The organism is Mesorhizobium sp. P3_A8, from assembly GCF_056402995.1.
This window is the reverse complement of record NZ_JBFUGI010000002.1, coordinates 340,637-360,740: the sequence shown is the minus strand read 5'-3', so window position 1 is coordinate 360,740 and position 20,104 is coordinate 340,637. Positions and strand designations below refer to the sequence as shown.

The window sequence follows — 20,104 nt, the reverse complement described above, 5'->3', positions numbered from 1 at the left end:
GGGAAAACATGCAGTTCATCGTCATCGAGGATTTCACCGGCTGCGACCGCAAGGAGATCTATCGCCGCTTCCGCGATCGGGGCCGCCTGAAGCCGGATGAGCTTGTCGTGCACCACAGCTGGATCGCGGCGGATATGAGTCGCTGTTTCCTGCTGGTCGAGGCCGATGACGTCACAGTGCTGCAACGGTGGGCTATCGAATGGAACGATCTGGTCGAGTTCGAGATCGTTCCTGTGGCAACGAGCAAGGATATGGTCGAGGCATTGAGGGGGCACCTTTGATCTGCCGTCGCGCCCGCGCTTGGCTCAATTTGGTGCAAACACGATAACCATAGTTAAACTGGTTCGTGTTACTCGAGCTGTATTGTGAATTGCTCGGGGTATTTTGCAGTATGATAAAGCTGTTCCAGTCAGTAAATTGCGGGCAGGTATTGTATTTCTGCTTGCTAATATTCCTTATCGGATTCGATTTTGCCAAGGATCCAATCGAGCATTTTCTGGTTGGGGCAAAGGAAGACATTCAAAAGCAGATCTATGCGGCTGACGGCGCGAAGATTGCGCAGAACCAACAATCCTTTGTCGAGGGGTTGAGAACAGGTGACCGACCTGCGCAAAGCGAAGCGTCGCCGGCGGACCCCGTCCAAGACCATGCTGCGGGGATGGTAGCTCAGGCGCTTGCCATGGAAGCGAAGAGCTCCGCCGTCGGGGCGATCTATATGTCCATACTCGTGGCGATGGGCTATGCCACCCTGGTTGCGATCGTCTGGATGGTATTTGCCCGTGTGCGCGACGTTGGCTGGCCGGCCTTGGTCGGTTTCGGCGTGCTCGCCCCGAAATTGGCTATCGCATTGTTCCACGGCGGTCTTTCGCCACTGGCCTTCGACATCCTGCGATACGGTTTCATGGCCGCGATGATCATACTTGGGCTTGTACCGGGTAAATTTGCTCAAGGTCCTCGTGCCGTACCGGTGTCGCGGACGGTCGTGGCTGAACCGGTCAGGCGCGTTTCGGGTCAGTTCGGTCAAAGGCGCCGCTAGTGCGGAGCAAAGTAGCTGATTCCGCTATATTGCGGATCTGGCACGCAGCGCCGGCGACCCCACCGCGCGCTGGCATTCCTCGATGAGCCAATCGCGGAACGCCGCCACGACATCGCGCCTGGCGCTGCGCTCCGGAATGGTCAGGCAATAGGGCTGGCGCAACGCGATCGCCCTGGCAGCGGGCCGGACCAGCCTGCCGTCCTCCAGCGCCTCGGCACAATAGACCCCTTGCGCCAGCGCCACGCCCAGTCCCGAAATGGCGAGGTCGAGTGCCGCGCGCGACGAGTTGGCCGAAAGGCCGCGTTGCGCTGCCCGGCCGCGCTGGACACCGGCAGCCTCGAACCAGTTGCGCCAGGACGGAAACGAGGCGCCGGTCGGTCCCCAGTCGGTGTGGATCAGCGGCAGCCCGGCGAGCGGATCGCCGTCCGCCTTGATCGCGCTGGCACGCCCTGGCGCGCAGACGGGATAGACGGCGTCCCGGGCGATGTCCTCGGTCGGGTACTCGCGATAGTGGGGGCCGTAGGAGAGCCTGATGTCGATCAAATCACGATCGAACGGCACCGGATCGTCGTCACCGCGCAGCGATATGTCGGCGGCGCCGTGGCTGGCGACAAAGCCGGCGAGACGCTGCGAAAGCCAACCCATGGCCATGGATGGCGGCACCGAGACCACCAGGCGCGGGCGGAAGGCATCGCCGCCCAGTTCGCGCGAGACACTGCCGATTTCCTGGAAGGCCATGGTCAGCCCTGGAAGCATTTCCACGCCGGCCTCGGTGAGGACGACGCGGCGGTTGACCCGGTGAAACAGCTTGCGGCCCATCTGTTCCTCGACGGTGCGGATGAGCTGGCTGACAGCGGCCGCCGAGACCGAAAGCTCTTCCGCCGCCGCGGCAAAGCTGCCCGTGCGCGCCGCGGCCTCGAAAGCCTGAAGTCCTTTCAGTGATGGAGATGTGACCATGATTGCCGGATAGATAAGGTGAGCTTATCCAAATCGCAGGAATCGTCGTTTTTGGAAAGCTTTTTCACCGGCTAGATTGGCTCTCATCAAATCGCCAGCCTGGATCGAAGCCAATGGACCATCGCGACATAATCGCGTCATTAACCCCGGAAGAGCGCAATCGCCTGACCGCCAAGTCCGACGCTGCGGGTTTCGTTCAGCTCGGCGCCCATGGGGGTGCGATCGTGATCCTTGGATCGCTGATCGCAGCGAAAGCGCCATTCTGGCCGTTGCTGATGCTGCCGCAAGGCATCCTGATCGTCTTCCTGTTCACGCTGCTGCACGAAACGGTTCATCGCACGGCCTTCGAGACGCAGTGGCTGAACGATGTCGTAGCGCGGGTATGCAGCGTGGTGCTGGCGCTGCCGGCCGACTGGTTTCGTTACTTCCATTTCGCCCATCACCGCTTCACCCAGGATCCGCATAACGATCCCGAGCTGGCCTTTCCCAAACCGGAAACGCTGCGGCAGTACCTCGTGCATGTTTCCGGCATCCCGCTGTGGTGGGGCCATCTCAAGACGCTCTGCGCCAATGCCTTTGGCAGCAGCCAGGAAAGCTATGTGCCGCCGAAAGGCCGACCCAAGGTACGTGCCGAGGCGCGCGCCATGATTGCCTTCTACGCTGTCGTCATTCTGATCGCCGTCTATTTTCGGCTCGCCGTGCTTCTCTATGTCTGGATCATTCCCGCTCTGCTCGGTCAGCCCTTTCTGCGCCTCTATCTCCTGGCTGAGCACGGCCGCTGTCCGTTCGTCGCCAACATGCTGGAGAATACGAGAACCACGCTGACCAATTGGGTCGTGCGCAAGCTGGCCTGGAACATGCCGTTCCATGCCGAGCATCATGCCTATCCCGGTGTGCCGTTTCATCAATTGCCGCAGTTTCACGCGCTGATCGAGCGGCATCTGAAGGTAGTCGAGCCCGGCTATGTCAGCTTCCATGAGAAATACATCGAGACACTGCGCTGAACTGCCAAGCTTCAGCCCGTGTGGCTGTGCAGCGCACGCGACTTCAACAGGCGCTGGATGTCCGCAGCCTTCGAGGGCACGCCGATCAGATAGCCCTGCGCCTCGACACAGCCATTGTCGCGCAGCATGTCGAGTTGCGCCTCGGTCTCGACGCCCTCGGCGGTGACAACAATGCCAAGTTCATTGCCGAGCCCGATGATGGTGCGGACGATAGCCGCTGTGTCGCGATTGCCCATGTCGCGGATGAAGGAGCGATCGATCTTGATCTTGTCGACCGGAAAACGCCTGAGGTAGCCGAGCGAGGAATAGCCGGTGCCGAAATCATCCAGCGCGATGCGGATGCCGAGATCGCGTAGCTGTCGCAGCGTCTTCAGCACGGTTTTGCTCTCGTCCATCAGCACGGTTTCGGTGATTTCCAGCTCCAGTTGTCGGGCCGGCACGCCGGAGAAGGCCAGCGCCGAGATGACGTCGCGGGCAAAACCGCCGCTTTTGAGCTGCACGGCCGAGACATTGACCGCAATGCGCAAGCCGGGAGGCCAGCTTGCCGCCGCCGTGCAGGCCTCTCTCAGCGCCCATTCGCCAAACGGCACGATGAGTCCGGTTTCTTCGGCGACCGGAATGAATGCGTCCGGCGCGACAGTGCCCCGTGCTGGCGAATGCCAGCGCATCAATGCCTCCGCTCCGATGATCTCGCCGGAGGCGATGTGCATGATCGGCTGGTAATCGAGGTCCAATTCCTGGCGCGACAGCGCGGCTTCGAGGTCGACCTCGAGCGCCCGGCGAACCTGCACGACGGCGTCCATTGCGGGCTCGAAGAAGCGATAGAGGTTTCGCCCTTCGCTCTTCGCTCGATAGAGCGCCGTATCGGCATTTTTCAGCAGCGTATCGGCGTCCCTGCCATCGCTGGGGAAAATAGCGATGCCCAGGCTGATGCCGACATGCATGTCCCGGGTCTTGTCGCGAAACGGTTTTGCGATTGCCTCGACGATGCGCTTCGCGAGTTTTTCAGCATCGGCGATGCCCCTGGAATTGAACTGCATGATGACAAACTCGTCACCGCCGAAGCGGGCGACGAGGTCTGTTTCATTGTGCAGGCAACGCTGCAGCCTCTCGGCCACGCTTTTCAAGAGCCAGTCGCCGGCAGGATGTCCCCAGGTGTCGTTGATCGCCTTGAAGCGGTCGAGATCGAGCGAGAAGATCGCCAGCGGCGGTGCCGTCGTATCCTCCAGTGCCATGTCGAGCCGTTCGCGAAACATCGAACGGTTGGGCAGTCCGGTCAGTGTGTCGTGATGCGCAAGGTGGGTCATGCGCTCTTCGGCGAGGCGACGTTCGGTGACGTCGTCGAAGGTCACCACCCAGCCGCCGCCGCTCATCGGCCGCCGTGTGACCAGAACCGTCCTGCCGTCGGTAAGATAGCGATAGGCCGAATGCGGTTTTGCCGCCGCCAGGCAGGCTTCGGTCTTGGCGACTTCGCTGTCGACGTCGATCTTCGTATAGATGCCCAGTTCCAGCAATCGTTCGAGCGCGTCGCGGTGCGTTGTTCCAAGCGGAAAGTCCGCCGCGGTGACGTCGTAGAGTTCCAGAAAACGCCGGTTGCGCACGATCATCTTGCCGTCGGCGTCGTACATCAGCAAGCCTTGCGACATGTTGGCGAGTGCGGCGTCGAAACGGCGATGCTGCTCCTTGAGATCCTGCTCGGCGCGCCTTTGCTCGGTGATGTCCTCATAGATCGAGACCCAGCCGCCCAGAGCCAGCGGGCGGTGCGAGATGTTGATGATGCGACCATCCGACAGCGTCTCTTCGTAGGTCGAGGGTTTCGCTTGGTCGATATAGGGTTTGCGGATGGCGTAGAGCTCGTCGGCGCTTTGCGAGGCGATACCGATGTCGACGCTGTGCCGCAGGATGTCGATGAAGTGGATGCCCGGTCGTATCAGCTTGGCGTCGAGGCAGAAGATGTTGAGGTAGTTGCCGTTGCAGATGATCATGCGCTCGTCGGCATCGAACATGCACAGGCCATGCGACATGTTCTCGACAGCGGCTGAAAAGCGCTCATTCTGTTCGCGCAGCTCGTCTTCCATGTGGCGAGAGCGCTCCACGCCTTCGGCCACCCGCTCCGGGACGACCGAACCAACCTTGACATCCACGACGGGCATGAGGCGCGCCTGCGGTGTTTGATCCAACACCGCAGTGTTGACGTTTCCGGTTAATTTAGCGTTTTCTACCCTATCGCCGACGTCGAAACCTGGTGCCGCGACGTCTCGATCGCCGAAAATCGTTTCAGGAAGGCATTCTGCGCCCAGGTCACCGAGCGCGGTGTGAAGTCGAAGCGCTCGGCCGAAAAGCCGCGCGGACGGCCGAAGAATTCGGTCGCCTCGGCGGTCGAGAAGCCGGCGAGCAGCGTTGCCTCGAAATAGGCGGCGATCTGGTCGGCGCGCTTGATGTCCCTGCGCAACGCCGCAGCCGGTTCGGGCGGCAGCGAGAAGCGCAGATGGATGGCGCGCTGCAGGCGCAATTCGCAGTCCTTGTAGCTGCCCCCCATCACCGACTTGAACGGCGAGATCATGTCGCCGATGACATATTCAGGCGCATCGTGCAGCAGTGCCGCGAGCCGGTCCGTGGCCGAAGCCTGCGGCACAAGGTCGTTGAACAGCGACTCGACCAGCAGCGAATGCTGGGCGACCGAAAACGCATGCTCGCCGCTGGTCTGGCCGTTCCAGCGGGCGACGCGGGCGAGCCCATGGGCAATGTCCGAAATTTCGATGTCGAGCGGCGAGGGGTCGAGCAGGTCGAGCCGACGGCCGGACAGCATGCGCTGCCAGGCGCGTGGCGGGGCGCCGGTACGGTCCGCCGCCATCAGGCCTCCTCCGCGCTGACGGCTTCCTGCGGAAAACTGAATTTGGCCCAGGCCGGAATGGCCACCGTCACTGGCACATCGCCCGCCAGGATCGGCTGGCCGGCGTCCAGCGCCGCCTTGACCCTGTCGATGCGGGCAATGGCAAGCCCCGATGTGCCGGCGTTTGAGCCGAGCGTGCCGACCGGTCGTCCGTCAACGGTTAGTTCGGTGCCGGAGGCGGGCAGGGGAAGCCCGGCCTGGACAATCAGCACGCGCCGCCTGGCCGTGCCGCGATGCTGCATGCGCGAGACGACCTCCTGGCCGACATAGCAGCCCTTCCGGAAGCCGACGCCGCCTGTCTCGTCGAGCAGCACGTCATGCGGGAAGGCGTCGCTCAACGCGTAATCGGCACCGCTTTCGGCGATGCCGTGGGCGATGCGGAAGGCATGCCATGCGGCGACCTCGCCGGCCTCTGCGGTGCCGGCATAGGAGCGCGTGACGCTCTCATTGGGAAAGCGCCTGTCGGCAACCGCGGTTGAATCACTTTCTGAGGCGATTGACTCTTTTCCCCACCCGACAGTGACAAGCGCCTGTTCCGGCTTGCCAATCTCGACCTTGGCGCGGAGCTTGTAGAGCGTCAGCCGGCGAACGAAATCGTCTGAAATGTCGGCACGGCATTCGAGCCGGAAGGCGTTTTCCCCGGCACGCGAGATGAGGAAGTCGAACAGGATCTTGCCGTGCGGCGTCAACAGCGCGCCGGGCTTTGCATCGCCTTCGACGAGTGTGTCGAGATCGGTGGTCAGGATGTTTTGCAGAAAGTGCTCGGCATCCGGGCCGGAGACGGTGATCAGCGCGCGGTCTTTCAGCAGGGCAAAGGGCATGGGGCGGATAAAAGCCTGATCTTGCAAAATGGATGGTCATTACGTAAGCCGCTGACACTCCCCCCGCAAGAGAGCATGGCCATGACCTACGACCTCATCCTGACAGGCGGCACTGTGGTCAACCATGACGGCGAGGGGGCTCGTGACATCGGCGTGAAGAATGGGCGCATCGCCGCAATAGGCGATCTCCGCCAGGCCTCAGCCGGCGAGACGATCGACTGCCGCGGCCTGCATGTCCTGCCCGGTGTCGTCGACAGCCAGGTGCATTTTCGCGAGCCGGGACTGGAGCACAAGGAAGACCTCGAAACGGGCTCGCGGGCTGCGGTGCTTGGCGGTGTCACCGCAGTGTTCGAAATGCCCAACACCAACCCGTTGACCACCAGCGAGGCAACGCTTGCCGACAAGGTTCGGCGCGGCAGCGGCCGCATGCATTGCGATTTCGCGTTCTGGGTCGGCGGTACCCGTGACAACGCCAGGGATGTCGGTGAACTCGAGCGGTTGCCGGGTGCGGCGGGAATAAAGGTCTTCATGGGATCGTCCACCGGCGACCTGCTGGTCGAGGACGACGAAGGCGTCGCCTCGATCCTGCGAAACACCCGCCGCCGTGCCGCCTTTCATTCGGAGGACGAGTTCCGGTTGCGCGAGCGCCTCGGCGAACGCATCGAGGGCGACCCGTCATCGCATCCGGTCTGGCGCGACGAGATCGCCGCCTTGCGCTGCACCGAACGGCTTGTGCGCATCGCCAGGCAGACCCGCGCCCGCATCCACGTCCTGCACATCTCGACCGCCGAGGAAATCTTGTTCCTCGAACAGCACAAGGACGTCGCGACCTGCGAGGCGACGCCGCACCATCTTACGCTGAGCGCCGACGACTATCTCAGGCTCGGCACGCTAATCCAGATGAACCCGCCGGTGCGCGCCTCCCGCCACCGCGATGGCGTCTGGCACGGCATTGCACAAGGCATTGTCGACGTGCTCGGCTCCGACCACGCACCGCACACACTCGCCGAAAAGGCAAAATCCTATCCGGCTTCGCCCTCGGGCATGACCGGCGTGCAGACGCTGGTGCCGATCATGCTCGACCACGTCAATGCCGGCCGGCTGACCCTGCAGCGCTTTGTCGACCTGTCCAGCCACGGCCCGCAGCGCATCTTCGGCATGGCCAGGAAAGGCCGCGTTGCCGCCGGCTACGACGCCGACTTCACCATTGTCGACATGAAACGGCGCGAGACCATCACCAATGCGCAGGCCGGCTCGAAGGCAGGCTGGACGCCTTATGACGGCAAGCAAGTGACCGGCTGGCCGGTCGGCACCGTCATTCGCGGCCGCCGCATCATGTGGGAAGGCGAAATCGTCGCGCCAGGTCAGGGCAGGGCAGTTGAGTTTTCCGAGGCGCTTGTCGTCTAGGCCCCTGCAGGAAGAAGGCCGAAAGGCTCAATCCCCTGCGACGAAAAATGTCCACTGCCCAGCAGGCGTGATGCCGACGCGATAGAAAATATAGGCGCCGAACTGCTTCATGTCGTCGAAATCGCCGGCGGTAACGATCTTGAACAGTTCGACACGCTGCTTGGCGTCGAGCTTGTCCAGCGGCAGCGCGAAGAAATACGGCCAGACATAGAGTTCCTGCGGCGTTCCGGCGTCGACATGGACATAGCCGGCGCTGAGCACCTCTTCCAGTATGGCCAGAATCTCCTGGCCGTCTGGGTCGCCGGACAGCCCTTTGAGGAAGGCGATGGGGTCGCCATCGATGTCGGCCAGCGATATCTGGGTCATGCTGTCGCCCTTGCCGATCAGGGGCCTCAGCTTTTCGATGTCGCCGCTCTTGCAGGCTTCGATGATCAAATCATGCATGCGCCGCACGGGCTCGGGCAGCTTGCCGAGATCATAGACGACTTCCGGCAAGGGCGCTTCGGGATCGACACGCGGCCTGTTGGTGCCGCCATCGGATGGGCTATCGGGCTCCGCAGCGTCAGGAGCGGCGGGCTGCTGGCCGGTCGAAGGCGGGGTTCCCACCGGATCAGGCATGGGAATCGCGCCGCCGGGCGACGAAACATCGTCATCCGTCGACGGTGTGACGGGAGCGGGAAGCTCTTCGCGTTTGATCTCGCTCAGCGCATAGGCCGGGCTGCTTGCCAGGCACGTCACAAAGGCAATCGCGGCACAGCAAGCAGCGAGGCGGATGTAAAGGACCAAGCCCTTCGGCCTGCCTGACATCGGAAAATTCACTGCCCGTATCTCCTTGGCTCCCGGGCAATCGATCGTCAAAGAACCGGGTGTCGATTCAGTGGCGCAGCCGCTCGGGTTCGAAGGCGCCAGCAATCACCTTCTCGCGCATGCGGTCGAGCAGGGCAAGGGCCGAGGTCTCGCCGTTGGCGCGCAGCATTTCACCAAACGCGGTTTCAAGCGCCGCTTCGGCAATGATCTCGGGCTCGATGCCGGCCGAAAGGCCTTCCGCCCAGGCTTCGCTGTGGCTCTCCACCGCCGTCAGGCGTTTCTCTTCCCTGACCAGCGCGTCGATGTCGTTGACACCATGTTCCATAAGCGATGTCCACCCTTTCAAGCGGCAACCCATCAATGTGGATCAGTATGATCTGTTCTGTCCACACGCAGCCCTAATTAAGTATCTGTAAATACGACATTTTTTTGATCGTGTTTTACAGCAGACGGCTGTGTTTGGCGAAGCTGCGTTTCAACCCGGATCAAACTTAGCCGATTAGTCCGGCCTGCGGGGCGAAAACCTTCAGTTTGAGTTAATTCCACATTCTTGCGGTAACGTTTGATTAACGCTGTTGCAGAAGTGCAACATCAGGATTGCACCAAGACACAGACCGGTACAAGCCGGATTTGTCCGACATGCCCGGCGACGGCCCGGATATCTGTTGATGGATTGCCTGGAGCGCGTCGCATCGAAACGGATTAGTTTCCATAGCGCGAGGCGATGTCGCGTGACAGCGTCTCGCCTTCCTTCATGTAACGGCTGATGGCTTCGGTGGCCGAAGCGGTGCACTGGGTATAGGTGCCGCCGAAGGAGCGGTAGCCGCGGTTGAAGCTGGCGATGAAGCGGGCGCGGCGCTCGGGATCGGGATTTTCCGAATCGAGCAGTTTCTCCATCTCACCACGCCACTGATCGCCCTTCTCACCGCACAGATTGCGCAGGAAATGCAGCGACCCCAGAACCTCCGCCAGCCGCATCAGCCCCGGCTCGAACGGCGACTCGGCACTGAACGCCGGCTGCGCCGAGATGGCCGTGCTGACGACAAGACATAAAACGACAAGAAGGCTAGGGCGGGTCATAAGTCTATGTGGCGAAACAATTTGTCGCCTGCAAGGCGATTTTCAGTGCTTCGCCGGGCTGTTCGAGTGTGGACCGAGGAGTTCCTCGGCCACCGCGAACACCGAACCGGCAAGCGGCAGCGCCGCCATCTCGTTGAGCGTATAGAAGGCGGCTGTCTCGGCATCGTCGCTGGCCACGGCCTCGCCGCCGGCATAGGCGGCGCCGAAGACCGTGAGGCGGTAATCGACGGGGTGGGAGTCATCCCTGCCATCGATATGGATCTCTCGAAGCGGGCGGAAGCCTGTGGCATGCAAGCCGGTCTCTTCCAACAGCTCGCGCCGTACCGCATCGTCCAGTGTCTCGTCGGCCTCGACCTTGCCGCCTGGGAAGGCATACAGCCCCTGTGAGGGTTGCCGCGCTCGCTTGACCAGCAGCACGGTGTCACCACGCACGACGGCCACCGAACGGCAGGAAGTGTCGTGCGCTGTTCGTTCATGGTTTCCGATCGGGCTCGATGGCTGGTCTGTTGTGGACCGCCCAGCATGAGGAAGCTTTAGCGGTTGCGCAACGCCGCTTCCATCGCCACCTTCAACCCGAACCATTCGAAGGGCACCAATCGACCATGTGCGGACGTTTCGCCTTGACCGCGACGCCGGATGAGACCGCTGCCTATCTGGGCTTGGCCGAGCTGGAGGGTTTCCCGCCGCGCTACAACATCGCGCCGACGCAGCCAATCCTGGTGGCGACCGCCGGTGCGCCGCGGGCGCCGGGCTCCAATTTGCCCGACCGGCAGCCGATGCTGGTTCGCTGGGGGCTCATTCCCACCTGGGTCAAGGACACCAGGGAGTTTCCACTGCTGTTCAATGCACGCTCGGAAGGCGCAAGCGAAAAGGCCTCGTTCAAGGCCGCCATGCGCCATCGCCGCGCGCTGGTGCCTGCGTCGGGCTTCTATGAATGGCGGCAGACCGGGGGCAAGAAGGGGCAACCGTACTGGATCCGCCTCAGGCATGGCGGGCTGGTCGCCTTTGCCGGCCTGATCGAGACCTATGCCGAGCCGGGCGGCTCGGAAATGGACACCGGCGCCATCCTGACGGTCAACGCCAATGCCGACATCGCGCATATCCACGACCGTATGCCGGTGGTGATCGATCCCCGGGATTTCGCTCGCTGGCTGGATTGCCGCACGCTCGAGCCGCGCGATGTTGCCGACCTGTTGCGGCCGGCGCAACTCGATTTCTTCGAGGCGATCCCCGTCTCCGACCTCGTCAACAAGGTCGCCAACACCGGTCCGGAAATTCAGGTGAGGGGCGAGATCGGGCCGGAGCCCGAGAAGGCCAAGCGCCAGAAGCCTGGCGCGGACGACAGTCAGATGACGCTGTTTTAGAGGGTGCTGCTATTGCGAGGCGTATATAAGCGCCTCATGCCCGGCGCCATTGGCGCCGGCCGCACACGGCTTCAGGCAGCGCGGGGCGATACGATTTTCGGTGTCGGCTTGTTCTTCTTCGCGGTGTGAAGAAGGGCGGCAACGATCGCGGCCGGGCCGATCGCGCGATAGTGGCTGGCCAGCGCCGGTTGCTTGGCGCGGGTGGCGTCTTGCTTGCTTCGAGACATGTTTCTCTTCCCAGGTAACGTTTTCGTGTTCGCGTTTGACCGTTGATTCCGACCAAATCGTGACGCTTGGTGATCTAGCCGGCGAATGTTTCATGACTGTGCCGACATGTTTAATAAAATGTTTCACTGCCTGATTCCGCGTGATCGAGCGACGCATTTGCCGGTCTTGGCGACGTTTTTCCTGGGATCAGCGGCTTGACGGCAACACTGACCAAGGCGATAAAGCCGCCCATGAAAACGTCTTTCGCCATTTGTGGCATTTGCATTATTGGCTAGCCTCGCGCTGGTCCGGACGTTTTCGCCTCATCTTTCCCCAGATTGGACAAACGCCCCGGCCAGCAGGCTGGAGTCTGATTTGCGCCTCGGCGCGGTTTGGCTCCATCCAGACAAAAAAGTTCTGAACCGGGAAGGCATGGAATGTCTGACGCATCGCAGGGCCTGCGCCTCTACAACACGCTGACGAGGACGAAAGCGGATTTCGTTCCGATCGATGCGCTGAATGTGCGCATGTATGTCTGCGGCCCCACCGTCTATGATTTCGCCCATGTCGGCAATGCCAGGCCGGTCATCGTCTTCGACGTGCTGTTCCGCTTGCTGCGTCATCTCTACGGCGAGACGCATGTCACCTATGTGCGCAACATCACCGACGTCGACGACAAGATCAACGCGCGTGCGTTGCGCGATTTCGGTGGCGAGATTTCAGCCGGAACATTGTCGCTCAACGAAGCGATCCGGCGGGTGACCGAAAAGACCGCCGACCAGTTCCACAGGGATGTCGCCACGCTCGGCTGCCTGGAGCCGACGGTCGAGCCGCGCGCCACCGAGTTCGTCGAGCCTCGCGCCGACGGCAAGGCCGACATGATCACCTTGATTCAAAGCCTGATCCAACGCGGCCATGCCTATGTCGCGGCAGGCGAAGTTCTGTTCGACACCGCGTCGATGCCGGATTACGGGCAATTGTCGAAGCGCAATCTCGACGAGCAGCAGGCCGGCGCCCGCATCGCCGTCGACGCGCACAAGAAGAACCCCGGTGATTTCGTGCTGTGGAAGCTGTCGTCGCCGGAAGAGCCGGGCTGGCAGAGCCCATGGGGCAGGGGCCGGCCGGGCTGGCACATCGAATGCTCGGCGATGTCGGCGGCCTATCTCGGCGAAGTCTTCGACATTCATGGCGGCGGCCTCGACCTGATCTTCCCGCACCATGAGAACGAGATTGCCCAGTCGCGTTGCGCCCACGGCACTGATGTCATGGCCAATGTCTGGATGCACAATGGCTTCCTGCAGGTCGAGGGCCAGAAGATGTCGAAGAGCCTCGGCAATTTCTACTCGATCCACGAATTGCTGGAGACCGAGACCTTCGGCGGTCGCAGCTGGCCGGGCGAGGTGCTGCGGCTGGCGATGCTGATGACGCACTACCGCGAGCCGATCGACTTTTCCGTGCGCAAGCTGGAGGAGGCGGAGAACACGCTGCGCAAATGGAAACGCGCGGCGGACCTGGCGCCGACTGCGGCAGGGCAGGTGCCGGCGGAGGTCATCAATGCGCTGTCGGACGATCTCGCCACCTATTCCGCCTTCCAGGTGCTGACGCAGTTGGCCAGCGAGGCTGCGGACGGCAACGAGGCTGCCGCTTCGTTGAAAGCGTCGCTGCTGTTCCTTGGCTTCGATATCGCCTCGGCAGAGGTAGATGAGGACAAGGTCGCGACGGCAATCGCCAACCGCCTCGCGCTCATCGCCGCCAAAAACTGGGCTGAAGCCGACCGCATCCGCGACGAGCTTCTGGCGCAAGGTGTACAATTGAAGGACGGCAAGGATCCGGCCACCGGCGAACGCATCACCACCTGGGAGGTAAAAAGATGATCGACCATCTCGGCATCGACGTTGCCGATTTCGAGGCTTCGAAGGCTTTCTACGACAAGGCGATGGCGCCGCTTGGTGCCTCGCTGCTGTATATGGTGCCGCTGGAATACACCGGCGGCGAAAAAGTCGGTGGCTACGGCCGCGATCGGCCGGTGTTCTGGTTGCAGGAAGGCAAGGATGGCCACAAGGCCCATCAACACGTCGCCTTCACCGCGCGCAGCCGCGCCGAGGTCGACGCCTTCCATGCCGCGGCGCTTGCCGCCGGCGGCAAGGACAATGGCGGGCCGGGCCTGCGCCCGCACTATCACCCGAATTACTACGGCGCCTTCGTCTTCGATCCCGACGGCAACAATGTCGAGGCCGTCTGCCATGCGCCGGAGTGAGCTGTCATGAGCCTCGACAACCGGCCAGTCTACACCGGCGGCTGCCAGTGCGGGGCGGTGCGCTTCCGTGTCGAGGGCACGCTTGGCGACGCGTCGGTCTGCCACTGCCGCATGTGCCAGAAGGCGTTCGGCTCGTTCTATGCGCCACTGGTATCGGTGCGTGGCGCCAAGCTCGACTGGACGCGCGGCGAGCCGAAATATTTCCGCTCGTCCAGCCATGTCGATCGCGGCTTTTGCGCCAATTGCGGGACGCCGCTGACTTTCACGGCGCCTGACGGTGTTGGGCTGGCCATCGGTGCGTTCGACAATCCGGCGGAAATCGTGCCGTTGATCCAGTGGGGCACCGAAGCGAAGCTGCCCTATGTCGACACCATTCCGGAACTGCCGGGCGAGGATACGATGGCTGACATGTCATCGGCTCCCTATCTCGCCGAGCTTGTCTCCTACCAGCATCCCGATCACGACACCGACCAATGGCCGCCAGAGGAAAGACCATGACCGGGACTGTCCGAACCGGCGGCTGCCAGTGCGGCGCCGTGCGCTTCCGCATCAAGGGGGCGCTCGGGCGCCCGTCCATCTGCCATTGCCGCATGTGCCAGAAGCAGTTCGGCTCGTTCTTCGGTGCGCTGGTGACCGTGCCCAAGGATGGTGTCGAGTGGACCCATGAGGAACCGAGCTATTTCCAGTCGTCGGTCAACATCGATCGCGGTTTTTGCGCCCGCTGCGGTACACCGCTGACATACCGCCAGCCCGGCGGGCTCGAGATCGCCATCGGCGCCTTCGACGACCGCTCCGATCTGGCGCCGCAGATCCAGGTCAACTACGCCGCGCGCCTGCCCTGGGTGGAGACGATCTTCGACCAGCCAATCCATCAGGACCCCGACTTCTACACAAGGCAGGAGCAGATCATCTCCTTCCAGCATCCCGACCACGAAACGGCGGACTGGCCGACCAAAGGTTTGCAGCTATGAGCAGTCAATTGCGTGCCCTCTATCCCGAGCTCGAGCCGTTCGACTCAGGCATGCTCGATGTCGGCGATGGCCACATGGTCTATTGGGAGCGTTCCGGCACCAAGGGCGCCAAGCCGGCCGTGTTCCTGCATGGCGGACCGGGCGGCGGCTTTTCGCCAAAACACCGGCGGCTGTTCGATCCAAAGCTCTATGATGTCATCCTGTTCGATCAGCGCGGTTGCGGAAAATCGACGCCGAACGCCTCGCTCGAAGCCAACACGACCTGGCACCTGGTCGCCGACATCGAACGGCTCCGCGAAATGGCCGGCTTCGACACATGGCTGGTGTTCGGCGGCTCCTGGGGCTCGACGCTGGCGCTCGCTTATGCCGAAACGCATCCCAATCGCGTCAGCGAGCTGGTGGTGCGCGGCATCTACACGCTGACCCGGGCCGAGCTCGAATGGTACTATCAGTTCGGCGTCTCCGAGATGTTTCCCGACAAGTGGGAGCGTTTCGTGGCGCCGATCCCGCAGGCCGAGCGCAGCGACATGATGGCGGCCTACCGCACTCGGCTGGTCGGCTCAGACCGCAAGGCGCAGCTGGAAGCGGCGCTCGCCTGGAGCCTGTGGGAAGGCGAAACCATCACGCTGCTGCCGGAGCCGGAAACCAGCGACAAGTTTGGCGAGGACGATTATGCAATCGCCTTTGCCCGCATCGAGAACCATTATTTCGTTCATGCCGGCTGGCTGGAGGAGGGACAGCTGCTGCGCGACGCGCACAAGCTCAAGGATATTCCCGGCACCATCGTCCACGGCCGCTACGACATGCCATGTCCTGCACGCTACGCCTGGGCGCTGCACAAGGCCTGGCCGAAGGCCGATTTCCATCTCATCGAGGGCGCCGGCCATGCCTATTCGGAACCCGGCATCCTTGACCGGCTGATCCGCGCGACGGACAAATTTGCAGGCAAATGACCATGACCCGCGAGCGCCTCTATCTCTTCGACACCACACTGCGCGATGGCCAGCAGACGCCGGGCATCGACTTTTCGGTCGAGGACAAGATCGCGATTGCAAAATTGCTCGACGAATTCGGCATGGACTATGTCGAGGGTGGTTATCCCGGCGCCAATCCGACCGACACCGCATTCTTCCAGAAGAAGCGCACGGCACGCGCCAAATTCGTTGCCTTCGGCATGACCAAGCGGGCAGGGGTCTCCGCCTCGAACGATCCTGGCCTTGCGGCGCTTGTGCAGTCGAAATCGGACGCCATCTGCTTCGTCGCCAAAAGCTGGGACTACCACGTCCGCGTCGCGCTCGGCTGCACCAACGAGGAGAACCTAGACTCCATCAAGGCCTCGGTCGAGGCGTCAGTCGCTTCGGGCAAGGAAGCGATGGTCGACTGCGAGCATTTCTTCGATGGCTTCAAGGCCAATCCGGACTATGCGCTGGCTTGCGCGAAGACGGCATACGATGCCGGCGCACGCTGGGTGGTGTTGTGCGACACCAACGGCGGCACGCAGCCTTCGGAAGTGCGCGCCATCGTCGACAAGGTCATCGCCTCAGGCATACCGGGCGATCATCTCGGCATCCACGCCCATGACGACACCGGCCAGGCGGTTGCCAATTCGCTGGCGGCGGTCGAGGCCGGCGTACGCCAGATCCAGGGCACGCTGAACGGCATCGGCGAGCGCTGCGGCAACGCCAATCTGATCTCGATCGTCCCGACGCTGGCCCTAAAGCCGGCATTCGCCGATCGCTTTGAGACCGGCATCTCGGCCGAGGCGCTGACCGGCATTTCGCGTCTGTCGCGTGCCTTCGACGAACTCTTGAACCGTGCGCCGGAAGCGCAGGCGCCCTATGTCGGCGCCTCGGCTTTCGCCACCAAGGCCGGTATCCATGCCTCCGCACTGGCCAAGGAGCCGGCGACCTATGAGCATGTGCCGCCGGAAACTGTTGGCAACCGCCGCCGCGTCATGGTCTCCGATCAGGGCGGCAAGGCCAATTTTCTCGCCGAACTGAAACGGCGCGGCATCGAGGTGCCCAGGGACGATCACCGGCTCGACGCGTTGATCGCGGTCGTCAAGGAGCGCGAGGCCGAGGGCTATGCCTATGAGGGCGCCGACGCCTCCTTTGAGCTCTTGGCACGCAAGATGCTGCACGGCCTGCCGGAGTTTTTCCACGTCACCTCGTTTCGCTGCATGATCGAACGCCGCTTCGATGCCAATGGCCAGCTGAAGACGGTGTCGGAAGCCGTGGTCAAAGTGCTGGTCGAGGGCGAGGAGAAAATGTCGGTGGCGGAAGGCCATGGCCCGGTCAACGCGCTCGACATTGCGTTGCGCAAGGATCTCGGCAAGTACCAGAACGAGATCGCCGATCTCGAACTCGCCGACTTCAAGGTGCGTATCCTCAATGGCGGCACCGAGGCCATCACCCGCGTCCTGATCGAATCGCATGACGGCACCGGCGCCCGCTGGTGGACGGTCGGCGTTTCCGAAAACATCATCGACGCTTCATTCCAGGCGCTGATGGATTCGATCATCTACAAGCTGATGAAGAACCGCGAGATGGCAGGGCTGGTGGCGGCGGAGTAGGCGCGTGGGCTTCTCGATAAGCTGGTTTGGCTTCCGCGGTTACGGGATCAAGGAAGCCGCAGCCTTGTTCGGCAGAAAAGTCGGTGGTTCGTCGGAAGATTTCGATGCCACGGTCAACGCTTATCGCAGCGAAAAGAATTGGGCGATTATCATCCTGGGCTACTGCAGCTTTCCCAATCCTCCCGACAGCTATCTGTCGGCGTTCTCGCAGGGCAGGGAAATGGTCGTCGTGCACATAGAAGAACATACCATGTTTGCTCGCGCCGAATTCTGGAGCAGCGGAAAGAACATCTGGAAAGTATGGCATACCGGCGACAAAAACGTCAGAGACCTTCATGCCACAGGCGACCTTCCGACATCCTTTGAAGGCGTAAGGCAGGAGGCCTTTGCAAAACAGGATGAAGAAGATGCCGAACGCTCAGGAGTCGACGTCGTTTTCGACATTCCTGTCGATCTTGCAAAGGAGTTGACGGGCTTCAGGCATGATGAGGGCGCGCCCGGCCGGCTTTTCTTTGAGCTTGTCGAGAAGCCGGTCCAGAAATGAGCTGACAAGTTTATTGGCATAGCTCTCGGGGACGCAGTTCTTCGAAGGCGACCGCTTGAACCATCACCAAAAGTCCATTGATCCATCAGAACTTTGCGATGGTCTTGCCAAGATTACTGGGCCATAGCGTTGGCCCATGGTCGCTGAAGCAATTGCCCTGGATGCAGATTCAAAAGCCCGTCGAGGCTTCTTGCTGGCGCTGGGCGCCTATCTCTTGTGGGGATTGCTGCCTTTCTACATGAAGGCGGTGGCGCATCTGCCGCTTGCCGAGGTGATCGCCCACCGCATCGTCTGGTCGGTGCCGATCGCCGCCGCGGTTCTGGTCTGGGCCGGCCGCACGGCGGATTTCAAGGCGGCGATTCGCTCACCCCGCACCATTGCCATGGCGGCGCTGACGGCAGCGCTGATCTCGGTCAACTGGGGCATCTATGTCTGGGCGATCTCCGTCGACCGCACCGTCGAGACCGCGCTCGGCTATTACATCAACCCGCTGGTCGTGGTCGTGGTCGGAGCCGTGCTGCTGGGCGAAAGGCTCGATCGGTTGCAGATCGCTGCTGTCGCGCTGGCGGCGGTCGCCGTCACGCTGCTGACGATCGAGGGCGGCAAGCTGCCTTGGGTATCGCTGGCGCTGGCTTTCTCTTTCGCCGCCTACGGCTTCTTCCGCAAGACGCTGCCGATTGGCCCGAGCCAGGGTTTTCTGCTCGAAGTGCTTTTGCTGTCCGTGCCGGCGCTCGGCTACATCGTCTACCTGATCACGACAGGACAGGACCACATCGTGTCCAGCAACGGCACCGACACTGCCCTGCTGATCGGCTGCGGTCCGGTCACGTCGATACCATTGCTGTTGTTCGCCTTCGGCGCCAAGCTGCTGCGGCTCTCCACCATCGGCATCATGCAATATATCGCGCCGACCATGGTGTTCCTGATTGCCGTTCTGATTTTCGATGAACCGTTCGGCACGGCACAGGCCATCGCCTTTGCCCTGATCTGGGCAGCCTTGGCGATCTATTCCTGGTCGATGCTGGTTACGGCCCGCCGGGCCGCCGCTACAACCCGCGGCCGAGCCGCCTGACGAACAGGTAGGTGGCCAAAGCGATGACCACCGACACAGCCGTCACCACCCAGAAGCCCGCTGGCGTATCGACCAGCGGCAGCCCGCCGACATTCATGCCGAACAGTCCCGAGATGATGGTCATCGGCAGCAGCACCGCCGTCATGACGGAGAGAACATAGAGGAGCTGGTTCGACTGCATGGTCAGCTTGGCCATCAATTCGTCCTGCAACAACCTCGTGCGCGCCTGCAACTGCTCGCCGTCATTGTAGAGGGTGAGCGCCCGATGCGAGAGCCGAGCCGCCATGTCGTTGATCAGGTCGGGCAGCTCGTCGCGATGCGAATGATCGAGATGGCGAAACAGGTTGGTGAGCGTCGCCATCTGCCGGTGGATCACCACCAACTGCCGGCGCGCCTCGACCAGCGACTGGCGTTCATTGTGCCATGCATCGCGCACGACGCGGTCCTCGATGCCGTCGAGCGTGTCGCCGAGTTTGCCGAGCTCGCCCGACATGCCGTCGAGCGACTGACCCATGACCGCCTCGATCAGGTCCGCTGGTGAGCGGAATTTCCGCGATCCATTCTCCACCGCCTTGCGGACCGCATCGACCGATTCCAGAGGCTGCTTGCGGGCGCCGATCAGCATCGTGTCGTTGAAGGCGAAGCGGAAATGGACGAGCCCGCGCGCCTCTGAAAAATCGTGTCTGAGGTCCGGCAGGTCGCCAAACAGCCAGTCATCCTCGTAGTCGATGTGGCAGCCATGGCTGGGCGCGAGGAAAGCATCGCGCGCCGGGGCCGGCAGAGCCTTCTCGGCGGCGATTTCCTGGCGGGCGTGCAGATCGGTGATCTGGTAGCTGCGCCAGGTCCATCGCGCTTGCGCGGGGTCCTTGGTGCGCACGCCCTCAGCGGTGAAATGATAGATGAAGAACAGCCCGTGCTCGTCAGGCAGGTAAGGCGACAGGTCGGTGCCTTCCGGGGCGAGGGCGATATCCATGGGCGCAGTGCCAGATGCAGGTTTCGACAGGTGGCGCCGCGCAGCGGCACCTCCGCAATTTCTAGCACGCGCGAACCCGGTTTCGTGTGACGGTTTCTTGACAGCGGGTCACAGTGTGTCGAGCAGGGAAGAGGCCTCG

23 protein-coding genes and 1 pseudogene are annotated in these 20,104 nt (G+C 62.3%); 13 read left to right on the top strand and 11 right to left on the bottom strand.

Annotated elements, in window-relative coordinates; translation table 11 throughout:
• Positions 1 to 8 precede the first annotated feature (8 nt).
• Both AC1DX4_RS05920 and AC1DX4_RS05915 read left to right on the top strand, forming a co-directional pair.
• Positions 9 to 281 carry a DUF3303 domain-containing protein gene (locus AC1DX4_RS05920; RefSeq protein WP_477219435.1) on the top strand — a complete coding sequence of 91 codons (273 nt, stop codon included), beginning with the start codon at positions 9 to 11 and terminating at the stop codon, positions 279 to 281.
• A gap of 110 nt (positions 282 to 391) precedes the next feature.
• Entirely contained in the window at positions 392 to 1,036 is a 645-nt protein-coding gene (locus tag AC1DX4_RS05915) for a hypothetical protein (RefSeq protein WP_477219434.1), read from the top strand.
• Positions 1,037 to 1,060: 24 nt separating this feature from the next.
• Here AC1DX4_RS05915 and AC1DX4_RS05910 read toward each other — a convergent pair whose 3' ends face one another.
• The gene (locus AC1DX4_RS05910; RefSeq protein ID WP_477219433.1) at positions 1,061 to 1,993 is read right to left on the bottom strand and encodes a LysR substrate-binding domain-containing protein; all 933 of its coding nucleotides are present in this window, start codon (positions 1,991 to 1,993) and stop codon (positions 1,061 to 1,063) included.
• Positions 1,994 to 2,106: 113 nt separating this feature from the next.
• Between AC1DX4_RS05910 and AC1DX4_RS05905 the strand changes: the two genes are divergently transcribed.
• Entirely contained in the window at positions 2,107 to 2,997 is an 891-nt protein-coding gene (locus AC1DX4_RS05905) for a fatty acid desaturase family protein (RefSeq protein WP_477219432.1), read from the top strand.
• A gap of 11 nt (positions 2,998 to 3,008) precedes the next feature.
• Here the strand turns inward: AC1DX4_RS05905 and AC1DX4_RS05900 are convergent, their stop codons facing one another.
• The 3 genes from AC1DX4_RS05900 to ygfZ form a co-directional block, all read right to left on the bottom strand.
• On the bottom strand, positions 3,009 to 5,150 hold the full coding sequence (locus tag AC1DX4_RS05900; RefSeq protein ID WP_477219431.1) for a putative bifunctional diguanylate cyclase/phosphodiesterase: 2,142 nt from the start codon (positions 5,148 to 5,150) through the stop codon (positions 3,009 to 3,011).
• A gap of 65 nt (positions 5,151 to 5,215) precedes the next feature.
• Entirely contained in the window at positions 5,216 to 5,851 is a 636-nt protein-coding gene (locus AC1DX4_RS05895) for an HD domain-containing protein (protein ID WP_477219430.1), read from the bottom strand.
• Positions 5,851 to 6,711, bottom strand: coding sequence for a CAF17-like 4Fe-4S cluster assembly/insertion protein YgfZ (gene ygfZ, locus AC1DX4_RS05890; protein ID WP_477219429.1), 861 nt, complete (start codon positions 6,709 to 6,711; stop codon positions 5,851 to 5,853). Before ygfZ ends, AC1DX4_RS05895 begins: the two co-directional genes overlap by 1 nt.
• 75 nt (positions 6,712 to 6,786) lie before the next feature.
• On the opposite strand from ygfZ, the gene AC1DX4_RS05885 reads away from it, so the two are divergent.
• Entirely contained in the window at positions 6,787 to 8,118 is a 1,332-nt protein-coding gene (locus AC1DX4_RS05885; protein ID WP_477219428.1) for a dihydroorotase, read from the top strand.
• A 27-nt stretch (positions 8,119 to 8,145) separates the two neighbouring features.
• On the opposite strand, the gene AC1DX4_RS05880 is transcribed toward AC1DX4_RS05885, so the two are convergent.
• The 4 genes and pseudogenes from AC1DX4_RS05880 to AC1DX4_RS05865 form a co-directional block, all read right to left on the bottom strand.
• Positions 8,146 to 8,937, bottom strand: a complete 792-nt coding sequence (locus AC1DX4_RS05880) for a hypothetical protein (protein WP_477219427.1) — start codon at positions 8,935 to 8,937, stop codon at positions 8,146 to 8,148.
• A gap of 55 nt (positions 8,938 to 8,992) precedes the next feature.
• Positions 8,993 to 9,250 carry a hypothetical protein gene (locus AC1DX4_RS05875; RefSeq protein ID WP_008874920.1) on the bottom strand — a complete coding sequence of 86 codons (258 nt, stop codon included), beginning with the start codon at positions 9,248 to 9,250 and terminating at the stop codon, positions 8,993 to 8,995.
• Positions 9,251 to 9,627: 377 nt separating this feature from the next.
• Positions 9,628 to 10,005, bottom strand: a complete 378-nt coding sequence (locus tag AC1DX4_RS05870; RefSeq protein ID WP_477219426.1) for a TIGR02301 family protein — start codon at positions 10,003 to 10,005, stop codon at positions 9,628 to 9,630.
• Positions 10,006 to 10,047: 42 nt separating this feature from the next.
• Positions 10,048 to 10,481: pseudogene (locus AC1DX4_RS05865) on the bottom strand (NUDIX hydrolase).
• Between the two features lie 126 nt (positions 10,482 to 10,607).
• Here AC1DX4_RS05865 and AC1DX4_RS05860 point away from each other — a divergent pair.
• Positions 10,608 to 11,369 (top strand): SOS response-associated peptidase, encoded by a 762-nt coding sequence (locus tag AC1DX4_RS05860; RefSeq protein WP_477219425.1) that lies wholly within the window; start codon positions 10,608 to 10,610, stop codon positions 11,367 to 11,369.
• Between the two features lie 71 nt (positions 11,370 to 11,440).
• On the opposite strand, the gene AC1DX4_RS05855 is transcribed toward AC1DX4_RS05860, so the two are convergent.
• Together AC1DX4_RS05855 and AC1DX4_RS05850 are read right to left on the bottom strand one after the other, a co-directional pair.
• Complete coding sequence (locus AC1DX4_RS05855; protein ID WP_477219424.1) at positions 11,441 to 11,596, bottom strand: hypothetical protein; 156 nt, start codon at positions 11,594 to 11,596, stop codon at positions 11,441 to 11,443.
• Between the two features lie 110 nt (positions 11,597 to 11,706).
• Complete coding sequence (locus AC1DX4_RS05850; protein ID WP_477219423.1) at positions 11,707 to 11,847, bottom strand: hypothetical protein; 141 nt, start codon at positions 11,845 to 11,847, stop codon at positions 11,707 to 11,709.
• Between the two features lie 166 nt (positions 11,848 to 12,013).
• Here AC1DX4_RS05850 and cysS point away from each other — a divergent pair, with 166 nt between their 5' ends.
• From cysS to rarD, 8 genes are all read left to right on the top strand, one after another.
• Complete coding sequence (cysS, locus tag AC1DX4_RS05845) at positions 12,014 to 13,450, top strand: cysteine--tRNA ligase (RefSeq protein WP_477219422.1); 1,437 nt, start codon at positions 12,014 to 12,016, stop codon at positions 13,448 to 13,450.
• Positions 13,447 to 13,833, top strand: a complete 387-nt coding sequence (locus AC1DX4_RS05840) for a VOC family protein (protein WP_477219421.1) — start codon at positions 13,447 to 13,449, stop codon at positions 13,831 to 13,833. The genes cysS and AC1DX4_RS05840 overlap by 4 nt, the downstream gene beginning before the upstream one ends.
• A gap of 6 nt (positions 13,834 to 13,839) precedes the next feature.
• Positions 13,840 to 14,331 (top strand): GFA family protein, encoded by a 492-nt coding sequence (locus AC1DX4_RS05835; protein WP_477219420.1) that lies wholly within the window; start codon positions 13,840 to 13,842, stop codon positions 14,329 to 14,331.
• Entirely contained in the window at positions 14,328 to 14,804 is a 477-nt protein-coding gene (locus AC1DX4_RS05830) for a GFA family protein (RefSeq protein ID WP_477219419.1), read from the top strand. Before AC1DX4_RS05835 ends, AC1DX4_RS05830 begins: the two co-directional genes overlap by 4 nt.
• Complete coding sequence (gene pip, locus AC1DX4_RS05825; RefSeq protein ID WP_477219418.1) at positions 14,801 to 15,757, top strand: prolyl aminopeptidase; 957 nt, start codon at positions 14,801 to 14,803, stop codon at positions 15,755 to 15,757. The genes AC1DX4_RS05830 and pip overlap by 4 nt, the downstream gene beginning before the upstream one ends.
• Positions 15,754 to 17,376: a citramalate synthase gene (gene cimA / locus AC1DX4_RS05820; RefSeq protein WP_477219417.1), complete on the top strand. Its 1,623-nt coding sequence runs from the start codon at positions 15,754 to 15,756 to the stop codon at positions 17,374 to 17,376. Before pip ends, cimA begins: the two co-directional genes overlap by 4 nt.
• Before the next feature lie 4 nt (positions 17,377 to 17,380).
• The gene (locus tag AC1DX4_RS05815; RefSeq protein ID WP_477219416.1) at positions 17,381 to 17,920 is read left to right on the top strand and encodes a hypothetical protein; all 540 of its coding nucleotides are present in this window, start codon (positions 17,381 to 17,383) and stop codon (positions 17,918 to 17,920) included.
• A gap of 136 nt (positions 17,921 to 18,056) precedes the next feature.
• Positions 18,057 to 18,992, top strand: a complete 936-nt coding sequence (rarD, locus tag AC1DX4_RS05810; RefSeq protein WP_477219415.1) for an EamA family transporter RarD — start codon at positions 18,057 to 18,059, stop codon at positions 18,990 to 18,992.
• Here the strand turns inward: rarD and AC1DX4_RS05805 are convergent.
• Positions 18,967 to 19,965: a transporter gene (locus tag AC1DX4_RS05805; RefSeq protein ID WP_477219414.1), complete on the bottom strand. Its 999-nt coding sequence runs from the start codon at positions 19,963 to 19,965 to the stop codon at positions 18,967 to 18,969. The two genes, rarD and AC1DX4_RS05805, sit on opposite strands and share 26 nt — an antisense overlap.
• Between the last annotated feature and the right edge of the window lie 139 nt (positions 19,966 to 20,104).

What these genes read in the sequence shown, in the direction of transcription:
- AC1DX4_RS05875 (WP_008874920.1), bottom strand. Translation starts at nt 9,250, where the DNA reads ATGGAACATGGTGTCAACGACATCGACGCGCTGGTCAGGGAAGAGAAA.
- AC1DX4_RS05870 (WP_477219426.1), bottom strand. Translation starts at nt 10,005, where the DNA reads ATGACCCGCCCTAGCCTTCTTGTCGTTTTATGTCTTGTCGTCAGCACG.
- rarD (WP_477219415.1), top strand. Translation starts at nt 18,057, where the DNA reads ATGGTCGCTGAAGCAATTGCCCTGGATGCAGATTCAAAAGCCCGTCGA.
- AC1DX4_RS05840 (WP_477219421.1), top strand. Translation starts at nt 13,447, where the DNA reads ATGATCGACCATCTCGGCATCGACGTTGCCGATTTCGAGGCTTCGAAG.
- cysS (WP_477219422.1), top strand. Translation starts at nt 12,014, where the DNA reads ATGTCTGACGCATCGCAGGGCCTGCGCCTCTACAACACGCTGACGAGG.
- pip (WP_477219418.1), top strand. Translation starts at nt 14,801, where the DNA reads ATGAGCAGTCAATTGCGTGCCCTCTATCCCGAGCTCGAGCCGTTCGAC.
- AC1DX4_RS05805 (WP_477219414.1), bottom strand. Translation starts at nt 19,965, where the DNA reads ATGGATATCGCCCTCGCCCCGGAAGGCACCGACCTGTCGCCTTACCTG.
- AC1DX4_RS05915 (WP_477219434.1), top strand. Translation starts at nt 392, where the DNA reads ATGATAAAGCTGTTCCAGTCAGTAAATTGCGGGCAGGTATTGTATTTC.
- AC1DX4_RS05855 (WP_477219424.1), bottom strand. Translation starts at nt 11,596, where the DNA reads ATGTCTCGAAGCAAGCAAGACGCCACCCGCGCCAAGCAACCGGCGCTG.
- cimA (WP_477219417.1), top strand. Translation starts at nt 15,754, where the DNA reads ATGACCATGACCCGCGAGCGCCTCTATCTCTTCGACACCACACTGCGC.
- ygfZ (WP_477219429.1), bottom strand. Translation starts at nt 6,711, where the DNA reads ATGCCCTTTGCCCTGCTGAAAGACCGCGCGCTGATCACCGTCTCCGGC.
- AC1DX4_RS05830 (WP_477219419.1), top strand. Translation starts at nt 14,328, where the DNA reads ATGACCGGGACTGTCCGAACCGGCGGCTGCCAGTGCGGCGCCGTGCGC.
- AC1DX4_RS05895 (WP_477219430.1), bottom strand. Translation starts at nt 5,851, where the DNA reads ATGGCGGCGGACCGTACCGGCGCCCCGCCACGCGCCTGGCAGCGCATG.
- AC1DX4_RS05910 (WP_477219433.1), bottom strand. Translation starts at nt 1,993, where the DNA reads ATGGTCACATCTCCATCACTGAAAGGACTTCAGGCTTTCGAGGCCGCG.
- AC1DX4_RS05850 (WP_477219423.1), bottom strand. Translation starts at nt 11,847, where the DNA reads ATGGCGAAAGACGTTTTCATGGGCGGCTTTATCGCCTTGGTCAGTGTT.
- AC1DX4_RS05905 (WP_477219432.1), top strand. Translation starts at nt 2,107, where the DNA reads ATGGACCATCGCGACATAATCGCGTCATTAACCCCGGAAGAGCGCAAT.
- AC1DX4_RS05860 (WP_477219425.1), top strand. Translation starts at nt 10,608, where the DNA reads ATGTGCGGACGTTTCGCCTTGACCGCGACGCCGGATGAGACCGCTGCC.
- AC1DX4_RS05920 (WP_477219435.1), top strand. Translation starts at nt 9, where the DNA reads ATGCAGTTCATCGTCATCGAGGATTTCACCGGCTGCGACCGCAAGGAG.
- AC1DX4_RS05900 (WP_477219431.1), bottom strand. Translation starts at nt 5,150, where the DNA reads ATGCCCGTCGTGGATGTCAAGGTTGGTTCGGTCGTCCCGGAGCGGGTG.
- AC1DX4_RS05835 (WP_477219420.1), top strand. Translation starts at nt 13,840, where the DNA reads ATGAGCCTCGACAACCGGCCAGTCTACACCGGCGGCTGCCAGTGCGGG.
- AC1DX4_RS05885 (WP_477219428.1), top strand. Translation starts at nt 6,787, where the DNA reads ATGGCCATGACCTACGACCTCATCCTGACAGGCGGCACTGTGGTCAAC.